Origin of the sequence: Micromonospora sp. WMMA1363, from assembly GCF_030345795.1 — a bacterium.
GTDB lineage: Bacteria > Actinomycetota > Actinomycetes > Mycobacteriales > Micromonosporaceae > Micromonospora.
On sequence record NZ_JAUALB010000001.1, the window covers coordinates 5,764,118 to 5,782,715 of the forward strand.

At 71.7% G+C, this 18,598-nt stretch carries 19 protein-coding genes; 12 read left to right on the top strand and 7 right to left on the bottom strand.

The window, feature by feature from the left end; all coding sequences use genetic code 11:
- Positions 1–188: 188 nt before the first annotated feature.
- On the top strand, positions 189–839 hold the full coding sequence (locus QTQ03_RS26820; RefSeq protein ID WP_289281010.1) for a thiamine pyrophosphate-binding protein: 651 nt from the start codon (positions 189–191) through the stop codon (positions 837–839).
- The gene (locus tag QTQ03_RS26825) at positions 836–1,747 is read left to right on the top strand and encodes a transketolase family protein (RefSeq protein WP_289280451.1); all 912 of its coding nucleotides are present in this window, start codon (positions 836–838) and stop codon (positions 1,745–1,747) included. The genes QTQ03_RS26820 and QTQ03_RS26825 overlap by 4 nt, the downstream gene beginning before the upstream one ends.
- A gap of 134 nt (positions 1,748–1,881) precedes the next feature.
- On the opposite strand, the gene QTQ03_RS26830 is transcribed toward QTQ03_RS26825, so the two are convergent.
- The 5 genes from QTQ03_RS26830 to QTQ03_RS26850 form a co-directional block, all read right to left on the bottom strand.
- Positions 1,882–2,694 carry a shikimate dehydrogenase family protein gene (locus QTQ03_RS26830; protein WP_289280452.1) on the bottom strand — a complete coding sequence of 271 codons (813 nt, stop codon included), beginning with the start codon at positions 2,692–2,694 and terminating at the stop codon, positions 1,882–1,884.
- Positions 2,691–3,086 (bottom strand): NADPH-dependent FMN reductase family protein, encoded by a 396-nt coding sequence (locus tag QTQ03_RS26835; protein WP_289280453.1) that lies wholly within the window; start codon positions 3,084–3,086, stop codon positions 2,691–2,693. The genes QTQ03_RS26830 and QTQ03_RS26835 overlap by 4 nt, the downstream gene beginning before the upstream one ends.
- Positions 3,086–4,021 (bottom strand): ROK family protein, encoded by a 936-nt coding sequence (locus QTQ03_RS26840; protein ID WP_289280454.1) that lies wholly within the window; start codon positions 4,019–4,021, stop codon positions 3,086–3,088. Before QTQ03_RS26840 ends, QTQ03_RS26835 begins: the two co-directional genes overlap by 1 nt.
- 9 nt (positions 4,022–4,030) lie before the next feature.
- A complete protein-coding gene (locus QTQ03_RS26845) occupies positions 4,031–4,384 on the bottom strand; it encodes a DoxX family protein (protein ID WP_289280455.1) in 354 nt (117 codons plus the stop codon).
- 94 nt (positions 4,385–4,478) lie between these two features.
- Positions 4,479–4,910, bottom strand: coding sequence for a type II 3-dehydroquinate dehydratase (locus QTQ03_RS26850; protein ID WP_289280456.1), 432 nt, complete (start codon positions 4,908–4,910; stop codon positions 4,479–4,481).
- A 206-nt stretch (positions 4,911–5,116) separates the two neighbouring features.
- Here QTQ03_RS26850 and QTQ03_RS26855 point away from each other — a divergent pair, with 206 nt between their 5' ends.
- From QTQ03_RS26855 to QTQ03_RS26890, 8 genes are all read left to right on the top strand, one after another.
- Entirely contained in the window at positions 5,117–6,070 is a 954-nt protein-coding gene (locus tag QTQ03_RS26855) for a hypothetical protein (RefSeq protein WP_289280457.1), read from the top strand.
- Positions 6,071–6,309: 239 nt separating this feature from the next.
- Positions 6,310–7,134, top strand: a complete 825-nt coding sequence (rpsB, locus tag QTQ03_RS26860; protein ID WP_289280458.1) for a 30S ribosomal protein S2 — start codon at positions 6,310–6,312, stop codon at positions 7,132–7,134.
- Positions 7,135–7,271: 137 nt separating this feature from the next.
- Positions 7,272–8,099 (top strand): translation elongation factor Ts, encoded by an 828-nt coding sequence (gene tsf, locus QTQ03_RS26865; protein ID WP_289280459.1) that lies wholly within the window; start codon positions 7,272–7,274, stop codon positions 8,097–8,099.
- A gap of 204 nt (positions 8,100–8,303) precedes the next feature.
- On the top strand, positions 8,304–9,071 hold the full coding sequence (pyrH, locus tag QTQ03_RS26870) for a UMP kinase (protein WP_289280460.1): 768 nt from the start codon (positions 8,304–8,306) through the stop codon (positions 9,069–9,071).
- A gap of 69 nt (positions 9,072–9,140) precedes the next feature.
- The gene (frr, locus tag QTQ03_RS26875) at positions 9,141–9,698 is read left to right on the top strand and encodes a ribosome recycling factor (protein WP_289280461.1); all 558 of its coding nucleotides are present in this window, start codon (positions 9,141–9,143) and stop codon (positions 9,696–9,698) included.
- A 389-nt stretch (positions 9,699–10,087) separates the two neighbouring features.
- Complete coding sequence (locus tag QTQ03_RS26880) at positions 10,088–11,434, top strand: phosphatidate cytidylyltransferase (protein WP_289280462.1); 1,347 nt, start codon at positions 10,088–10,090, stop codon at positions 11,432–11,434.
- Between the two features lie 104 nt (positions 11,435–11,538).
- Positions 11,539–12,684: a dual-specificity RNA methyltransferase RlmN gene (rlmN, locus tag QTQ03_RS26885; protein ID WP_289280463.1), complete on the top strand. Its 1,146-nt coding sequence runs from the start codon at positions 11,539–11,541 to the stop codon at positions 12,682–12,684.
- A gap of 31 nt (positions 12,685–12,715) precedes the next feature.
- Positions 12,716–13,876: a DivIVA domain-containing protein gene (locus QTQ03_RS26890; RefSeq protein ID WP_289280464.1), complete on the top strand. Its 1,161-nt coding sequence runs from the start codon at positions 12,716–12,718 to the stop codon at positions 13,874–13,876.
- Between the two features lie 73 nt (positions 13,877–13,949).
- Here the strand turns inward: QTQ03_RS26890 and QTQ03_RS26895 are convergent, their stop codons facing one another.
- Positions 13,950–14,171: a DUF2631 domain-containing protein gene (locus QTQ03_RS26895; RefSeq protein WP_289280465.1), complete on the bottom strand. Its 222-nt coding sequence runs from the start codon at positions 14,169–14,171 to the stop codon at positions 13,950–13,952.
- 354 nt (positions 14,172–14,525) lie between these two features.
- Between QTQ03_RS26895 and QTQ03_RS26900 the strand changes: the two genes are divergently transcribed.
- Together QTQ03_RS26900 and QTQ03_RS26905 are read left to right on the top strand one after the other, a co-directional pair.
- Complete coding sequence (locus tag QTQ03_RS26900; RefSeq protein WP_289280466.1) at positions 14,526–16,109, top strand: Rieske 2Fe-2S domain-containing protein; 1,584 nt, start codon at positions 14,526–14,528, stop codon at positions 16,107–16,109.
- Positions 16,110–16,233: 124 nt separating this feature from the next.
- Complete coding sequence (locus QTQ03_RS26905) at positions 16,234–16,872, top strand: TMEM175 family protein (RefSeq protein WP_289280467.1); 639 nt, start codon at positions 16,234–16,236, stop codon at positions 16,870–16,872.
- 49 nt (positions 16,873–16,921) lie between these two features.
- Here the strand turns inward: QTQ03_RS26905 and QTQ03_RS26910 are convergent, their stop codons facing one another.
- The gene (locus tag QTQ03_RS26910; RefSeq protein WP_289280468.1) at positions 16,922–18,577 is read right to left on the bottom strand and encodes a phytoene desaturase family protein; all 1,656 of its coding nucleotides are present in this window, start codon (positions 18,575–18,577) and stop codon (positions 16,922–16,924) included.
- Positions 18,578–18,598 lie beyond the last annotated feature (21 nt).

Genomic DNA, 18,598 nt, shown 5'->3' on the forward strand with positions numbered 1-18,598 from the left:
CAACCACGGTCCGCTGGTGGTGGCGCGTGACGAGGTCACGAGTCAGTCGGTGGCGAAGGAGACCCCACACCAGGTGAACACCGCGCTGCCCAGGCAGTGCGGATGCACGGCGCCTTCTCCGGTATCCATATCTCCCAGGGTGGATCATGCAGACGACAGAAGAGACGTTACGAAGCCTTTTCGGCAGGATGGTCGGAGACGAGAAGCACATGTGGGCGGCAGCGTCGACGCTGAACGCCATCTGGGTGCTCTACGACCGGGTGCTCGACATCTCGCCGGACAACATCGACGACCCCGACCGGGACCGGTTCTACCTCTCCAAGGGGCACGGGCCGATGGCGTACTACGCGATGCTCGCCGCGAAGGGGTTCATCGCCCCGGAGATGTTGGACACCTGGACCCAACTCGGCTCGCCGCTCGGTCTCCACCCCGACCGCATGCTGGTGCCTGGCGTGGAGATCAGCAGCGGCTCTCTCGGCCACGGGCTCCCCCTCGGCGTGGGAACCGCACTCGGGCTGCGTGCCGAGGGGCGGCGCGCGCGCGTGGTGGTGCTGATGGGCGACGGCGAGTTCGACGAGGGCAGCAACCACGAGGCTCTCGCGATCGCCGGTCGCCTCGGTCTCGACCGCGTCACCGCGATCGTGATCGACAACCGTTCGGCGAGCCTCGGCTGGCCGGACGGCATCGCCAGGCGCTTTGAGGTGGAGGGCTGGCGCGCCACCACCGTGGACGGCCGCGACAACGAGGAGTTGTATCGGGCGTTGACCCAGGAATCCGACGGCCGGCCGCAGGCCGTGGTCGCGGAGATTCGCGAGCTTCGGGAAGGGAGCGCGGCATGAGCACTCAGGTGGACAGGAAGCTGATGCGGTCCGTCTTCGTCGACACCGTGATCGAGTCGCTTGCCACCGATCCCAAGCTGGTCCTGTTGACCGCCGACATCTCGTCGTGGTCGTTCGACGAGGCGCGGGCCGCCTACCCGGACCGGGTGATCAACGTCGGGATCCGTGAGCAGGCGATGATCGGAATGGCCGGTGGCCTGGCGATGACCGGTTTCCGGCCGGTGGTGCACACCTACACACCATTCCTGGTCGAGCGTCCGTTCGAGCAGATCAAACTAGACCTCGGGCACCAGGACGTCGGCGCCGTGCTGGTCAGCATCGGCGGGTCCTACGACGACCTGGCGCGGGGCCGGACCCACCAGGCGCCCGGCGATGTCGCGCTGTTCGACACACTGCCTGGCTGGACCGTGCACGTACCGGGGCACGAGGACGAGGCTGAGCAGCTGATGCGGAACGCCCTGTCCGACGACGGGCGGGTCTACCTGCGGCTGTCGGACAAGGCCAACAGTGAGGCGGTGCCGGTCCTGGACGGCTTCAGCGTGCTGCGCCGAGGCGGCGCCGGCGTGGTGGTCGCGGTCGGACCGGTGCTGGACGACGTGCTCACCGCGACGTCCACCGCGGATGTCACGGTGCTGTACGCCTCGACGGTCCGGCCGTTCGACCACGCTGGCCTGCGCGCGGCGGTGGCCGCCGCGGCGCCGAACGTCATGGTGGTCGAGCCGTACCTGCGGGGGACCTCGGCGCACGAGGTGGCCGAGGCGCTCGGCGACGTGCCGCACCGGCTGCGGTCGCACGGGGTACGGCGGGACCGGGAGGTGCGTGCCTACGGCAAGGCGCTGGACCACGACCGACTGCACGGACTGGACGCCGCGAGCCTGGCCGCGTCGGTCATCGAATTCGTCCGGTAGCCCCGGTTTCGGTCGGGGCCACCGGCTCCGACCGGCTCCGGACCGGTCGAACGGTCCGCGGTGGCCGCCGTCGCGGCGGTCGTCGCCGTCACCGGCAGCCTGCGCTGGTCGCCGCTGCGCGGGCGGAGCGGATGTCAGAGGGCGAAGAAGGCCAGGTAGGAGTCCAGTTGATGGGTGAGCATCGGCTCGCCGGGGTGGGCGGTTAGGCCCCGTTCGTCGGCCGCCCGCAGCAGCGCCGTCTCCGCCGGCTTCATGATGATGTCGGCCACCACGGCGTGCGCCGGCAACCCGGTCACCGGGAACGGCAGCGGGTCGTCGGGCCGCAGCCCCAGCGGCGTCGCGTTCACCGCGACGTCGACGTCGGCCAGGTGTGGACCGGTCGCGGCAGTGACCCGACCGGGGTACGCGGCCGAGAGCCGTCGCCACAGCGTGTCGAGTCGCCCGGGGTCGGTGTCGACCAGGCGCAACTCGGCCACCTCCGCGTCGAGCAGGGCGACCGCGATGGCGCTGCCCGCCCCGCCCGCGCCCACCACGCACACCCGCAGCCCATTGGGGTCGTACCCGGCCCCGGTCAGACCACGGACGAAACCGTCGCCGTCGAAGGTGTCCGCCGACCAGGTGCCGTCGGGCTCACGGCGCAACGCGTTGACGCTGCCGGCCAGGCGCGCGCGGGCGGTGGCCCGGTCGGCGAGGGTCAGGGCGGCGGCCTTGTGCGGCACCGTCACGAGGATGCCGTGCAGGTTGACCACCTGCCGCAGGGCGCGCACCACCGGCGCGACGTCGCCCGGTGTCACCTGCATCGGGACGAGCACGGCGTCGGTGCCGCGCCGGGCCAGCACGGGGTGGAGCAGGCCGGGGGCCCGCACCTGCGCGATCGGGTCGCCGAGCAGCGCGTACACCCGGGTCGTGCCGCTGATCGCGGGCCCGGGCCGCGGCGGGGCGGTCATGGGCGGCGTAACCCGTGCGGCGCCCCGCCCCCGGCGACCACCTGGTCGAGCACGGCGGACACCGTCTGCTCCTGCTGGCCGGCAGGGCGGACGTCACGGAAGCTCACGAAGTCGGTGTGCGGGGAGAGCACGACCTGGGACCGGACGTCGGCCACCGCCACCCGGGCGAGCACCAGCCGCGGGTGCTCGGTGGCCCGGACCTTCGGCTGGGTGGACGGGGCCATCGACGGTGGCAGCGGAGAGCCGAGGTGCGGCAGGTCGTGTTCGCGCAGGTCGACCAGCCCCGCCGTGGCGTTGTCGCGGTGGGCGGCGATGTCGGGTGCCCGGCGAGTGACCACGTCGGACTCGCGGCGGGGGCGGATGCCGCCGGCGATGACACCGACCTCGATCATCAGGTTCCCTCCACTGCGACGCGCTCGGATGTGGTGACGAGGTCACGGGCCAGCTGGACGGCACCGTGCAGCGACGACAGGCCGCCGAGAGCGGCGGCGCGCACCACCGGTGCCGGGCGTCCGGGGCGGGCCGTGAGTCGGGCCGTGTGCCCGACGAGCGGCACGAAGCCGGGCATCCCGTCGGCGAAGCCACCGCCCACGATCGCCACGGTCGGCGCCAGCAGCTCACCGAGGCTCACCACCGCCGCAGCCAGCGCGTCACAGCTCGTGTGGATCGCCTCGACCGCCCAGGGCCGGCCGTCGCGCAGCCCGGCTCGCAGGTCGTCGAAGCTCACCTCGAGGCCCCGGGCGAGACCCGCCCGGCGGAGGGTGGCCGGGCCGGAGGCCACGGACTGCAGGCAGCCGGTGCGCCCGCAGTCGCAGCGCGCGCCGTCGAGGTCGACCACCATGTGCCCGACCTCGGCGGAGGCGCGGCCCGGGACGAGCCGCCCGTCGAGGACCACTCCGCCGCCGACTCCGGTGCCCACTCCCAGATAGACCACGTCGTCGTGGCCGGCGTGGCGGGCCTCGGCCAGCGCGGCCAGGTCGCCGTCGTCGGCGTACGCGGTCCGGCTGTCGGAGAAGATGCGGCGGCACGCCCCGGCGAGGTCCAGACCTGCCCAACTCGGCCGGCCCGGCCAGGTCAGCACCGTGCCGGTGGCGTCGATGGTCGCCGGCATCGCGATGCCGACGGCGGGGACCGGCCCCCAGACGGCGCGCAGCGCCGTCACCTCGGCTTCGAGCGCCGCCAGGTCGGCGGCCGGGTCAGCTCCCGGCGGCCAGCGGAACGTGCGGTCGTACGCGGGCCGGCCGGGCGCCTCCGCCCGCAGCGCGACCTTCGTGCCACCGACGTCGACAGCCAGCAGGCCGACCGGGGCGGTCCGTGCGGCCGGCACCTCGGGCCTTCAGCCGTTCACGACGGGCAGGACGGCCAGCGCGCCGGCGGCGGCAGCGAACACCACCGGGACCACGGTCACCGAGACCGGGTCCTTCGCGCGGGCGTGGTAGACCGCCGCCCCGATCATCAGCAGGACCACGCCGATCGCCGCGGCGACACCGATCGGCGGCCACAGCAGGCCGAGGAGCAGGCCGCCGACGGCGGCGATCTCCAGGCCGCCGATCATCCTGGTGCGGCCGGGTGAGACGCCGAGGTGGGCCATCCGCTCGCGCATCTGCACCTGGCCGGTGAGCTTCGGGACGGCCACGGCCAGCAGGATCGAGGCGAGGACGAGCGTCAGGGAGACGACGAGGAAACGCACATGGTGTCCTTCGAGTAGTGCCGGACGATCCGACGGCCGTGCCGGGGCCGGCCCTGCGTGGACCGGACGCCGGACACGGTACGGCCCCGGCCGGTCATGCGACGGTGGCGACGAGGGCGCGGGCGGCCAGCCGGTAGCCCAGCGCGCCGAGCCCGACGATCACGCCACTGGCCAGTGGGGCGAGCACCGACTCGTGTCGGAAGCTCTCCCGCGCCCAGACGTTCGACAGGTGGACCTCCAGCCATGGGCGGGGATAGTTGGCCAACGCGTCCCGCAGGCTCCAGCCGGCGATCATCAACGCGCCGGGATTGACGATCGCGCCCACGGTGTCGTAGTTGCTGTGGATCGCGCCGATCAACGCGCCCTCGCAGTCGTGTTGCCGGGCGATCACCCGCCAGCCGCGCGGCGCGACCTCCTCGGCGACGGCCCGCTCGATGTCCGCCAACGTGTCGGTGCCGTAGATCTCCGGCTCCCGCCGTCCGAGGATGCCCAGGTTCGGGCCGTTGAGCAGCAGCACGTCGGACACGGTTCACCTCGCGCGGAGCGGCGGTCCTGTCCTGACAGGACTGACGACGGTTCCTAGAGTAGCAGCGGCACGGGCCCCGACGATGTGACGTCGGGTCTCCGCGGGAGCACGCCAGTGGGTGGGATCTCCTCGATCGTGCTTTCGGTATCGCTGTGTGTCACGGTCGTCCCCCTCGACAGCCCGGTGGCCGGTGGGTGGTTCCCGAGGTGGCGTCCGTGCGGCCGGTCGCATACGGTGCCGGCGTGGACGGACGACGGAGCTTTTCCGAAGATCAGGAGTCGCGCTGGTATCCCGGTGACCGGGAGCGGGGTTACGGCGTGCCGGCCTGGCGGGACGCGGGCGAAGGCCGTTACCGCGAGGAGGATCTCCGCGTCCCCGAGCAGGGTGGTGGGGAGGCTCGCTACGGGGATCCGGTGGGCGCCGGGCGGGGGCGTCACGGAGGCACCGAGCCCGACTCGGGGGCGTTCCGGGCCGGTGCGGACGAGTCGGGACGGTTCGCCGCGGTGGGTGCGTACGGTGATGTCCGGTCGGAGACCGAGGGTTACCGGGCCGCTCGGGCGCGCGGGGCGGAAACCGACCCGGCGGAGATCTCCGGCGAGTTGCCCGTCGACGGTCCTGGTCGCCGGTCCGCGGAGGGGCGTGACCCGCTGCCGTCCGCCGGCGTCGACGTGGTTGGCGGATCGGGCCCGGTCGCCGAGCCGGCTCGGTCGGCTGGACTGGGCGGGTACCCGATCGTGGAGCCCAACCGGCCGGCCGCCGAGGTGCCGCACCCGCTGGAGATGCCCACGGGTCCGATGTCGCCGATCGGTCCCCGGGCGGAGCCGCCGCCGGGGGGCGCGGTCGCCGCCTCCGGTGACGGTGTCTACCGGACCCGCCGCCCGGCGCTGGCGGTGTTCTTCGCGGTGCTGGTGTTGGTCTTCGAGGTGCCGGCGTTGCGGGTGCTGCTGCACGGGGTGACCGGGGATCCGGTGTCGGCGGCCGACGTGGTGGCCGGGATGTTCCTGGTCTGCGGTCTGCCGATCTTCGCCACGGGCCTGTACGGGCTGCGGACCGGCGGACTGTTGCTGGCCGACGGGAGCCGGGGCTGGTTGCGCCCGCCGACGGCCTACCTGACCGTCGGCCTGGTGCTCTTCGTCGCCGCGGCGCTGGCCGTCGGCTGACGGGGGTACCAACAGGCCCTCCTCGCACCCGGGCACGGGGTGGTCGGGAAGGGGCGTACACTGGTCGACTGGCGACCGCCTCGTGCGGTCGACCTCGCGCGCCCTCTCCGCGGTTGGTCGTGGGGCGGTGGCCTCCCTGGTCCCGATCTTGGTCGGGCCCACCACGGCCGGCGACCGGGCGCCAGGACACCCGGCCGCCGGCCGGGTGGCACAACCAGGGACCCAAGGAGTACCCCACCATGGCCGTCGTGACCATGCGTCAGCTGCTGGAGAGCGGTGTCCACTTCGGGCACCAGACCCGGCGCTGGAACCCGAAGATGAAGCGTTTCATCTTCACCGAGCGCAACGGTATCTACATCATCGACTTGCGCCAGACCCTCGACTACATCGAGAAGGCGTACGACTTCGTGCGTGGGACGGTCGCCGAGGGCGGCTCGATCCTCTTCGTCGGCACCAAGAAGCAGGCCCAGGAGGCGATCGCCGAGCAGGCGACGCGGGTCGGCCAGCCGTACGTCAACCACCGTTGGCTCGGCGGCATGCTGACCAACTTCCAGACGGTGTACAAGCGGCTCCAGCGGATGAAGGAGCTGGAGGCCCTGGGTGACCTGAGCGGCACCGCCGCCGGTTACACCAAGAAGGAGACCCTGCAGCTCTTCCGCGAGAAGGAGAAGCTGTCCCGCACCCTCGGCGGTCTGCGGGACATGCAGAAGCTCCCGGCCGCGATCTGGGTGGTCGACACCAAGAAGGAGCACATCGCCGTTGACGAGGCCCGCAAGCTGGGCATTCCGGTCATCGCGGTGCTCGACACCAACTGTGACCCGGACGAGGTCGACTACCCCATCCCGGGCAACGACGACGCGATCCGGTCCGCCGAGCTGTTGACCAAGGTCGTGGCCGCCGCCGTGGCCGACGGTCTGATCGCCCGGTCCGGCCGCCGTCGGGGCGCCGACGAGAAGCCGGAGGCGGGTGTCGCCTCGGACGAGCCGCTGGCCGAGTGGGAGCGCGAGCTGCTGGAGGAGCCGAAGAAGGGCGACGAGCAGCCGGCGGCCACCGCCGCGGAGTGACCGCATGCGCTGTCCTCGCCGTTCGGACGCGACCGGACGGCGGGGACAGCGGGCGGGCCGGGAAGAACCGGCCCTGATCCGGGTAAACCGTCACCTCAGACCATCCCACCCGCAGTCTCAACACCGAAGAGAGAGCCATGGCCAACTTCACCGCCGCGGACGTCAAGAAGCTCCGCGACCTCACCGGCGCCGGCATGATGGACAGCAAGAAGGCACTGACCGAGGCCGAGGGTGACTTCGACAAGGCTGTCGAGATCCTGCGCGTCAAGGGCGCCAAGGATGTCGGCAAGCGGGCTGGCCGGACCGCCGCCAACGGCCTGATCGCGCACTCCGGCAAGGCGCTGCTGGAGCTGAACTGCGAGACCGACTTCGTCGCCAAGAACGAAAGCTTCGTCGCGTTGGCCCAGCGGCTGGTCGAGCACGGCGAGCGCAGCGGCGTGACCACCGCCGAGGAGCTGCTGGCGACTGAGATCGACGGCGGGACCGTTGCCGACCTGGTCCAGGGGCAGTCCGCCAAGATTGGCGAGAAGCTGGTGCTCAACCGGTTCGCCAAGCTGGACGGTACCGTCGCCGTCTACCTGCACCGCAAGGCACAGGACCTGCCGCCGGCGGTCGGCGTGCTGGTGCAGTACGCCGGCAAGATCGACGAGGCGGGTGACGCCGACGCGCGTGGCGCGGCCATGCAGATCGCCGCGATGCGGCCGCAGTATCTCAAGCGCGACGAGGTGCCGGCCGAGGTCGTCGAGTCCGAGCGGCGGATCGCCGAGCAGACCGCCCGCGAGGAGAACAAGCCCGAGGCGGCGCTGCCGAAGATCGTCGAGGGCCGGGTCAACTCCTTCTTCAAGGACTTCGTCCTGCTCGAGCAGGCGTCGGTCACCGACAACAAGAAGACGGTGCAGCAGGTGCTGGCCGAGGCCGGTCTCGAGATCAACCGTTTCGTCCGGTTCGAGGTCGGCCAGGCCTGAACCGGTCCCCGGGCCGCGTGAGGCGTCCGGGGAGAGGGAACGTAGCGAGGAGGTCGCCGGTGTACGTCCAGGCACCGCGGCCTCCTCGTCAGATCGGGCCTGGGTTGCCGGCCGTGCCGGAACTCCGGCGCAGACCCTAGGGTCGGTCACGGCAGTTTCGCGGTACGCGGCGCGCGGGGCGCCGCATGGTGAAGGGCGGGGCGGATGACGCAGGTTGTGAGTGACCGGAGTCTGGCGGCGGACGATCCGACGGCGCCGCCGCCCGGTCGGGCCCGTCGGGTGGTGCTGAAGCTCTCCGGCGAGGTGTTCGGCGGCGGCGCGATCGGTGTCGACCCGGACGTCGTCCAGGCCATCGCCCGGCAGATCGCCACGGTGGTACGACGCGGAGTGCAGGTCTCCGTGGTGGTCGGCGGAGGTAACTTCTTCCGGGGCGCCGAGTTGCAGAAGCGCGGCATGGACCGGGCGCGGGCCGACTACATGGGCATGCTCGGCACGGTGATGAACTGCCTGGCCCTGCAGGACTTCCTGGAGAAGGAGGGCGTCGAGACCCGGGTGCAGAGCGCCATCACGATGGCCCAGGTCGCCGAGTCGTACATCCCGTTGCGCGCCATCCGGCACCTGGAGAAGGGTCGGGTGGTGATTTTCGGCGCGGGCGCCGGGATGCCGTACTTCTCCACCGACACCGTCGCCGCGCAGCGTGCCCTGGAGATCCGGGCCGACGTGGTGCTGATGAGCAAGAACGGCGTGGACGGTGTCTACACGGCCGACCCGCGCATCGACCCGACCGCCAGCAAGTTCGACTCGATCACCTTTTCCGAGGTGCTCCGCCGTAACCTTCGGGTCGCCGACGCCGCCGCTTTCAGCCTCTGCATGGAGAACGGTCTGCCGATGCTGGTCTTCGGCGCCCAGGGCGACGACACCATCATCCGGGCCGTGGGTGGCGAGAAGATCGGCACCCTGATCACCACCTGAGCGGGCCAGCCGCGACGGTCCTCCGACACCGACCAGCCACGACGAGCACAGAAGGAGGCGAGGAGACCGGTGATCGACGACACCCTCCTCGAGGCGGAGGAGAAGATGGAGCGTGCCATCGAGCACGCCAAGGAGGAGTTCGGCGCAATCCGTACCGGCCGCGCCAACGCCGCCATGTTCTCCAAGATCATCATCGACTACTACGGTAGCCCGACCCCGCTGCCGCAGATGGCGTCCATCGGCGTGCCCGAGCCGCGGATGGTCATCATCAAGCCGTACGACAACTCGCAGATCAACGCCATGGAGAAGGCGATCCGCGACTCCGACCTCGGCGTCAACCCGAACAACGAGGGCAACCAGCTGCGCATCCTGCTCCCGCAGATGACCGAGGAACGCCGCCGCGAGATGATCAAGGTGGCTCGGCACAAGGGCGAGGAAGCCAAGGTGGCCGTCCGCAACATCCGCCGCAAGGGCAAGGAGGAGCTGGACCGGCTGGTCAAGGACGGTGAGGTCGGTGAGGACGAGGGACGCCGGGCCGAGAAGGAGCTGGACGACCTGACCCAGCGCTTCGTCGCCATCATCGACGAGCTGATCAAGCACAAGGAGACCGAGCTGCTGGAGGTCTGACCCCGGCAGCCGATCGGTGCCGCGGCACCGGCGTGCGTCCACGCGGGCGCGGCGCGCCGGTGCCGCGAACGTTTCATCGCACGTCCCGGGGCCGTGCCGCCCTCCGGTGGCCGCTCTGGCGCCCCGGTCGGGCGGTGGCGCCCGCGCCACCAGCGGCACGTCCACCGCCGTGATCGTGGGCAGCTCCGTCCGGGGCCCGGACGAAACGGTCCCGAGTGCCTGGGCGGCGGGTGCAGTAGGCTCGGCACGATTCCCGGGCCACCCTGCGGTGAACGGCGGGGATCGATCGGCCGACGAGCCGGTCAATCGAAGGGAAAGTCACTCGGGTGGGGGATGGTAGTGGTTGTGCGTCTGGTCGTCGGTCTCGTGCCACGTCCGCGCGGTGCGTGATGTCCCCCGTCGACCCCCACGGCAGCACCGACCCCCGCGGCTGGGACCGGCCTGCCCGGCCCTGGCCCGACCGCGACCCTGAGGCCGGGTCGCGGGGCCGCGGAGCCGTCACCCCCGACCTCGAGCCCGGGTCGGGGGGCCGCGGGCCCGCCGTCACCCCCGACCGCTACGCCGACCCGCATAACCGCCCACCGGCCGACGCCGGTGGGGCGTACCCCGGATCCGGGTACGACGACCGTGGCACCGGCCCCTACCGGGTGCCGTTCGAGACCGACGACCCGGCGTACCCCGGCCGACCGGGTCCGGTGAACGGCCGGGACGGCCGCAACGGGCGGGCCGGCGGCGAACCGGAGTACCCGACCGAGCAGTTGGAGCCGGTCCGTGACGACCCGGGTCCGGAGTCCTCGGACACCCGGGAACCGGAGCCGGTCCGGGACGAGCCGCCCGCGCCGGCGGCGGAGCCGCCGCGGGGTCGTCGGCGCCCCGGGCGCCGTCGGGCCGGCGGCGCCACGGGCCGGCCGGCCTCCTCGGGTCGGGCCGGTCGCAACCTGCCGGCGGCGATCGCGGTGGGGGTTGCCCTCGGCGCCCTGATCGTCGTGCCGCTCCTTCTCTATCCGCCGGCGTTCCTACTGGTGATCGCCGGTGCGGTGGGGGTCGGCAGCTGGGAGATGGCTCGTGCGGTCGGCCGTGTCGACGCGCACCCGCCGCTGGTCCCGCTGGTCGCCGGCGGCGTGCTCATGGTGGGGCTGGCCTGGTTCGCCGGCCCGGACGGGCTCACTCTCGGCCTGGTGGTCACCGTGCTCGGCTCGCTGGTGTGGCGCCTGGGGGACGGCCTGACCGGGTTCCGGCGGGACGTGGCCGCGGGCATCCTCATCGCCGCCTACGTGCCGTTCCTTGGCGGGTTCGCGGCACTGCTCGCCGCGCCGCCGGACGACGGCTCCCTGCGGGTGCTGGTGACCCTGGTCGCGGTGGTGCTCTCCGACACCGGCGGATACGCGGCGGGTGCCAACTTCGGCAGGCATCCGATGGCGCCGACGATCAGCCCGAAGAAGTCCTGGGAGGGCCTGGCCGGGTCGATCGGCGCGGCGGCGCTCGGCAGCGCTCTGCTGATCTGGCTGCTCTTCGACGTGCCGCCCTGGTGGGGAGCGCTGTTCGGGGTGGCCGTCTCCGCCGCGGCCGTGCTCGGCGACCTGGCCGAGTCCATGGTCAAACGTGATCTCGGCGTGAAGGACATGAGCGATCTGCTTCCCGGACATGGCGGCCTGATGGACCGGCTCGACTCGGTCCTCTTCGCCGTTCCGGCGGCGTACCTGCTACTTGCGGTCTTCGTCCCGATGGCCGGCTGAGTCGTGAATCGCCCTCCGTTGGCGGTTCCGTCCGTGCGGTCGGGCTCGATTCGGCACCTCCGGACGGGTGCGTCCCGCGCCAGGCGTGACAGACTGGACGCGCCATGACGAGCCTGCCCCTGACTCCGGTCAACCTCGACGCCCCCGCCCGCCGGTCTGCGCCGCCCCCGCGGCATCTCGCCGACCTCGACCTCGCCGATCGCCAGACGCTGGTCGCTGAGCTGGGGATGCCGCGATTCCGGGCCCGGCAGGTCTCCACGCACTACTTCGGGCGGCTCGTGCGGGACCCGCGGCAGATGACCGACCTACCGGCCGCCATCCGCGAGAGGCTCGCCGGACGGCTGCTGCCCACGCTGCTGACGCCGGTACGGGAACTGGCGTGCGACGACGGCGCGACGCGCAAGGCGCTCTGGCGGCTGCATGACGGTTCGCTGGTCGAGAGCGTGCTGATGGGGTATCCGGATCGGGTCACTGTCTGTATCTCCAGCCAGGCGGGCTGCGGGATGGCCTGCCCGTTCTGTGCCACCGGCCAGGCCGGGCTGACCCGTAATCTCTCCACCGCCGAGATCGTCGACCAGGCGGTCTATCTGGCCGGCGTGGCCGCTTCCGGTGCGGTCGCCGGGTCCCCACCCCGGCTGTCGCACGTGGTGTTCATGGGAATGGGCGAGCCGCTGGCAAACTACAACCGGGTCGTGGCGGCGATCCGCCGGCTGGTCAGCCCCACCCCGGAGGGACTGGGGCTGTCCCAGCGGCACATCACCGTTTCCACGGTCGGCCTGGTCCCGGCCATCCGCCGTCTGGCCAGCGAAGACCTCTCAGTGACCCTTGCGCTGTCGCTGCATGCCCCCGATGATGAGCTGCGCGACGAACTCGTGCCCGTGAACCAGCGCTGGAAGGTGTCCGAGGTGCTGGATGCGGCGTGGGAGTATGCGGTCCGCACGAGACGTCGCGTGTCGATCGAATACGCGATGATCAAGGACGTGAATGACCAGCCGTGGCGAGCCGACCTGCTGGGGCGGCTGCTGGCCGGCAAGCTGGCCCATGTGAACCTGATCCCGCTCAACCCCACTCCGGGCAGCCGTTGGGACGCGAGCCCGAAGCCGGTCGAGCGGGAGTTCGTTCGGCGGTTGCGGGACGCCGGGGTTTCCACGACGGTGCGGGACACCCGGGGTCGCGAGATCGACGGAGCGTGTGGTCAGCTCGCCGCCGCGGAAGACAACGAGGCCGTTGGGACCGGGGAGACACCGTGACCGGGCGTAGCGAACGAGACCAGGAGACATAGTGGCAAGTCAGGGTCAGCGTTTCCGGCGCAAGGCGCTGCGCCGGGGATACAAGGTCGACGAGGTGGATGCCTTCCTCGACCGTGTCGAGGCCACGCTGGCCGGACAGCCGGTGGGCGCGCCCGTGTCCTCGCAGGAGGTCCACGACGTCGTCTTCCGGGTCCGGTTCAACGGCTATGACGAGTGGCAGGTCGACCTGCACCTCGACCGGGTCGAGCGGCAGCTCGCCGAGTTGGAGGAGCGCGGTGGCCCGGCTGGCAGCGGCGGCGATCCCCGGCTACCCGACCGGCTCGGCCCCCCGGAGCGGATGGGCCCCCCGGAGCGGATGGGCCCGCCGGTGCGCGATGAGCGCGGCATGTCTCCGGTGCCGCAGCCGATGCCGCCCCGGGTCATGCCGACGCAGTCCGGGGCTGATCGCTACGGCCGCTACGACGAGCCCACCGGTGCCTTCGCCGGCAACTACGACGCCCCCCGCGGTGGCTACGAGCCGGCCCGTGGTCCCGGTGGTCCAACGGCACCGATGGCTCACGGCGGTCCGCCGTCGCGCGGCCTGCCGGCTGGTCCGGGTGGGTACGGTCCGGATTCTGGTCCGGGTGGGTACGGTCCGGATTCTGGTCCGGGTGGGTACGGTCCGGATTCTGGTCCGGGTGGGTACGGCCCGGATTCTGGTCCCGGTGGGTACGGCCCGGGTGGGTACGGTCCGGACGAGCAGCGCTTCGACGGTTTCGAGGCCGGCCGGCACGGGCGGGCCGACATGACCGCTGAGGTCCGGCTGCCCGAGCGCGACCAGCGGGGCCCGGGGGTGGCGGGGCCGCCCGGGCAGCCGCAGCCGGGCTTCGGTGGCCCGATGGCGGCTCCGCCGGCGGTTTCCGGTCCGCCGATGGCCGGTCCGCCGATGGCCGGTCCGCCCGGCAGTGACCTCTACCGGGTAGACCAGATCCGCAGGGGATTCCAGGTCCGCCGGTTCGGTAGCGGGTACGACCCGGACCAGGTCGACCGGTTCTTCGAGAGCCTGCTCGGCGGGATGCAGGGGCGTAACCCGTTGCCGGTGAACCCTCGCGAGCTGGACACGTTGCGCTTCGGTCTGGTCCAGGGCGGATACTTCGAGGCGGAGGTCGATGCCGCCCTCAAGGAAGTGCAGGACATCCTGCTCGGCCGTTGACCGCGGGGGCCCACTCCCAACCCAACCGGGAGCGGGCCCTCGCGGATGTCTTGCCGGTGCGAGCGCGGTCGGCCTACGACCGCAGTCCGTTGCGCCGCAGAACGGTGTCGCCGATGACGATGACCAGCAGCAGGACGGCGAGGCCGATCAGCCAGATGTCCTCGACCCTGCCCTCGTGGTTGCCGCAGAGCATCGCCAGCAGCGCCAGCGCGACGACCACCGCGCCGATCCGCCCGGACTTGCGGTGCCCCGGCTTGTGCTGGTCCGGGGCCGTTACCGGCTCGCTTCCTGCCACTGTCGGTCCTTCCCTCGCGATCGGATCTCCGGCTAGTCTGGCACGCCGCACGTGGGGCTTGGCGCTGGGTCCGGCCTGATGGGGCCGGACGACTGGGGCCGGACGACCCCGCGCGGACGACCGGAGCTGCCGAGCGGGCCCGGCAGGTCTGGCCGGCGCGGGCCACCCGGGCCCCGGTACGCGTCGGATTCGCCACCAACACCGACCTGGCCAGCGTGCTGACCGACAGGATCGGGCCGAACGGCCGGCTTCGGCGCGGGCACACCGGCACTACCGGCGTCGCGGGGCGGCGGTCAGAGTGGCTCCGGTAGCGTTCTGACGTACACCTTTTTGTCTTTCTGAGGGGGAACTGCGGTGCGAGTGACCGGTACCGGGCACGCGAGCATGCGGATCGACACCCCCGCGGGCAGCATCCTGTGCGATCCGTGGGTCAATCCGGCGTACTTCGCCTCGTGGTTCCCGTTCCCCGACAACTCCCAGCTCGACTGGGCGGCCCTGGGCCAGGTCGACTACCTGTATGTCTCACACCTGCACCGGGACCACTTCGACGCCACGCACCTGCGGGACTTCGTCTCGAAGGACGCCACGGTGCTGCTGCCCGAGTTCCCCACCTCGGAGATGGCGGACGAGCTGCGGGCGCTGGGCTTCACGAAGTTCCTCAAGGCACCGAACGAGCAGGTCGTGGAGCTGCCCGGCGGCCTGAAGATCATGATCCAGGCGCTGACCAGCCCGACCGACGGCCCGATCGGTGACTCCTCGCTGTGGGTCGAGTACGACGGGGTGCGGCTACTCAACCAGAACGACGCCCGGCCGACCGACCTGAGCGTCTTCACCGAACTGGGCCACGTGCACGCGCACATGCTCCAGTTCTCCGGCGCGATCTGGTACCCGATGGTCTACGAGCTGCCGCAAGCGGCGAAGACCGCGTTCGGCAAGCAGAAGCGGGAGCGGCAGTTCGACCGCACCTGGCGCTACATCGACGACCTGAAGGCCGACCACGTCTTCCCGATCGCCGGCCCGCCCTGCTTCCTCGACGACGAACTGTGGCAGTTCAACGACATTTTCGACGACGAGGGCAACATCTTCCCCGACCAGTCGGTCTTCCTGTCCGAGTACGCCAAGGTCGGCGGCACCAACGGCATCGTGTTGCTGCCGGGCAGCGTCACGGAGATCACCACCGAGGGGGCGAGCACCACCCATCCGATGCCGGTGGAGGAGTTCTTCGCCAACAAGGTCGCCCACCTGGAGGAGATGAGGGAGCGGAAGCGCCCGATCATCGAGGCGGAGCGGAAGTCCTGGCGGCACCCCGAGGTCGACGTGCTCGGCGAGATGAAGCGTCGGATCGAGCCGCTGCTGGACGAGTCGATCTATCTGGCCAAGGGTGTCGGCGGCCCGGTCCGTTTCGACCTGGTCGGCACCGACGACTCGGGCGGTGAGACGGTCGAGTCGATCGTGGTGGACTTCCCGGGCAAGGAGGTTCGGCCGTACGCGGATGAGAAGGTTCGCTACCGGTTCCGCACCGAGCGGGTGCTGATCGAGCACCTGCTGCACATCGGCGAGGTGGACTGGGTCAACTCGCTGTTTCTGTCGTGCCGCTTCTCGGCGGCCCGGATCGGACAGTACAACGAGTTCGTCTACGCGTTCTTCAAGTGCCTGTCGGAGGAGCGGCTCCAGTACGCCGAGGGCTGGTACGACGAGCACGAGCGGGCCGTCGACGCCGAGGACATCATGCTGGACGGCTGGGTGGTGCAGCGTCGCTGCCCGCACCTCAAGGCCGACCTGAGCCGGTTCGGCATCGTCGAGGGCGACCAGCTCACCTGCCAGCTGCACGGCTGGCGGTTCGACCTGGCCAGCGGGCGGTGCCTGACCAGTGTCGGCCACAAGATCCGAGCCCACCGGGCCGACGCGGACACCGTCGCCCAGGAAACGGTCAGCTAGGGCGGTTATCCCACGCACGCCGCCCCCGCCGGGTGACGATCGGGTCGGCGGATCCGGCAGAGGCGGGGGTGGCGTGACGCAGGCGGGTGGGCGGCCAGGGTACCGGTTTCGGCGGCACAGCGAGATGGCCCGGGACGCGGGCCGGGTGGAGACGTTCAGTGACGCCGTGATCGCTGTCGCGCTGACCCTGATGGCGGTGGAGCTGCTCCAGTTCAGCCCGAGTGGACCGGGCGACGGGGAGTTGGCGGCGCGGCTCGCGCACGAGTGGCGGGCCTTCCTGGCCTACGTGATCACGTACGCCATCGTCGGCCAGATCTGGCTGACCCACCACAACATGTGGCGGTACGTGGTCCGGGTCGACCAGCTGCTGTTGGTGCTGAACCTGCTGATGCTGATGTTCGTGGCGGCTATCCCGTTCACCGCCAACCAGCTCTCGGACCACTTCCGGGGCAGCCAGTCGGACCAGCGGTTGTCGGCGGCGATCTATGTCGGCACCGTGCTCGGCGAGGCGCTCTTCTTCAATCTGGGCTGGTGGTGGGCCCGCCGGCGCGGCCTGCTGCACCCGGACCTCGATCCCCGGCTGGCGGCGTCGGTGTCCCGCCGGTTCCTTCTCCGCCCGGCGCTCTACCTGGTCGCCTTCGCCATCGTCTTCGTCGACCCGATCCTCAGTCTGCTGTCCTACCTGCTGCTGGTGGCGGTCTACCTCATCCGCGGCCCCGGCGACCTCCCGCCCTGCGGGCGGGAGGTCGGCGAGCCGGGGTGAGGTGTCGAACGCGACGCCGTGCCACACCGCGGGCGTCAGGCGCCCCTGCCTACCGTCTCAGGTCGGACAGGACGCGGCGGGCGGCGTTGTGGCCGGCGGCGCCGATCACGCTGCCCGCCGGGTGGCAGCCGGCGCTACCCGCGTACACGCCGTCGATCCCGGTGGCGTACGGCATCCGGTCGGTGAACGAGACGGTGTTGTCGACGTGGTGGATGTGCCCGCCGGTGATCCCGAAGTGCGCCTCGATGCCGGGCGGGGGGAGCGGCACCGCGTCGGCGATCAGGTCGGCGGTGCCGGGAGCGTACCGCTCGCAGGTCGCGATCAGCCTCTCGACGTAGCCGGGGAGCGCCGCGTCCCAGGTGGTGCCGGCCAGCTCGTACGGCACCGACTGCACGAACAGCGCCGACGAGTGGTGCCCGGCGGTGTCGGAGAGCGACGGGTCGACGGTGGTGTGCAGGTACCACTCGATGGTCGGCTCCGGCGGCAGGCGCCCGGCCCGCACGTCGGCCCACATGCCGCGCAGCGCGGCCATCGGCGAGTCGGTGGTGCCGACCTGGGCCGGGGCGGTCGGGTGGGCCCCGACCAGCCGGCCCGCGTCCCCGACGAGGCCGGCCGAGCCGGGCAGTAGGTGGATGGTGGAGCCGAACGGGCTCGGTGCGCCCTCGGGCAGACAGGTGAACCGCGGCAGCCCGGTGAGTGCCAGGTTGAGCTTCAGCGTGGTGCCGGGGCGGCGGACCGCCGCCATCCGTTCGGCGAGCGACGCCGGCAGCGCGCCGTCGGGCAGCAGCTCCATCAGTCGGTACGGGTCGCCGGCCCCCAGCACCACCGATGTGGCGACCTCCCGCCCGTCGGCGAGCCTCACGCCGGACGCCGCGCCGCCGTCGAGGGTGATCGCGGTGACCGGAGTGCCGGTGAGGATCGTCGCGCCGGCGGACCGCGCGGCGTCGGCGAAGGTGCGCGAGACGGTGCCCATCCCACCCTCGGCGATCATCCAGGTGCCGTCCGAGCCCGGTAGCCGGCACATGTTGTGCACCAGGAAGTTGTGCCCGGTGCCGGGGTCGTCCGGGCCGGCGTTGACGCCGGACAGACCGTCGGTCACCGCGTACATGCTGACCAGCAGCTCGGAGCGGAACTCGAAGCGGGCCAGGTGGTCGGCGACGGAGCCGCGTACCAGGTCGACGAAGACGTGCCGCAGGGCCGGCCGGACGTACCGCTCGGCGGTCTCCTCGACCGGCAGCGGCTCGGCCAGCCAGGCGGGTGCCAGGTCCTCGCGGAGCGCGGCCAGCTCGGCCTGGAGCGCGTCGTTGGCGGCCACGTCGGCCGGGGAGAAGAACTCCGCGAGCTGTTTGCGGGTCGCGGCGGTGTCGCTGCCGAAGAGGAGGTAGGGCGAGCCGACGCCGCCCGGCGTGGGCAGGAAGTAGTGCGGGTCGCGGCGCAGCACGGGGATCGTGACGTCGAGCGTGGCGAGCAGCTCCGGCGGCATCAGCCCGAGCAGGTACGACCCGGTGGAGTGCCGCAGCTCCGGCACGTTGGGGAACGGCGTCTCGGTGCGGGTCGCCCCACCGATGACGTCGGCGGCCTCCAGCACCAGCACGTCGAGCCCGGCCCGGGCCAGCAGGATCGCCGACACCAGTCCGTTGTGCCCGGCGCCGACGACGACGACGTCGACCCGGCGCGGCAACCGCCCTTGCCCGTCACCATCCATACCCGGCACCCTAACCGGCCC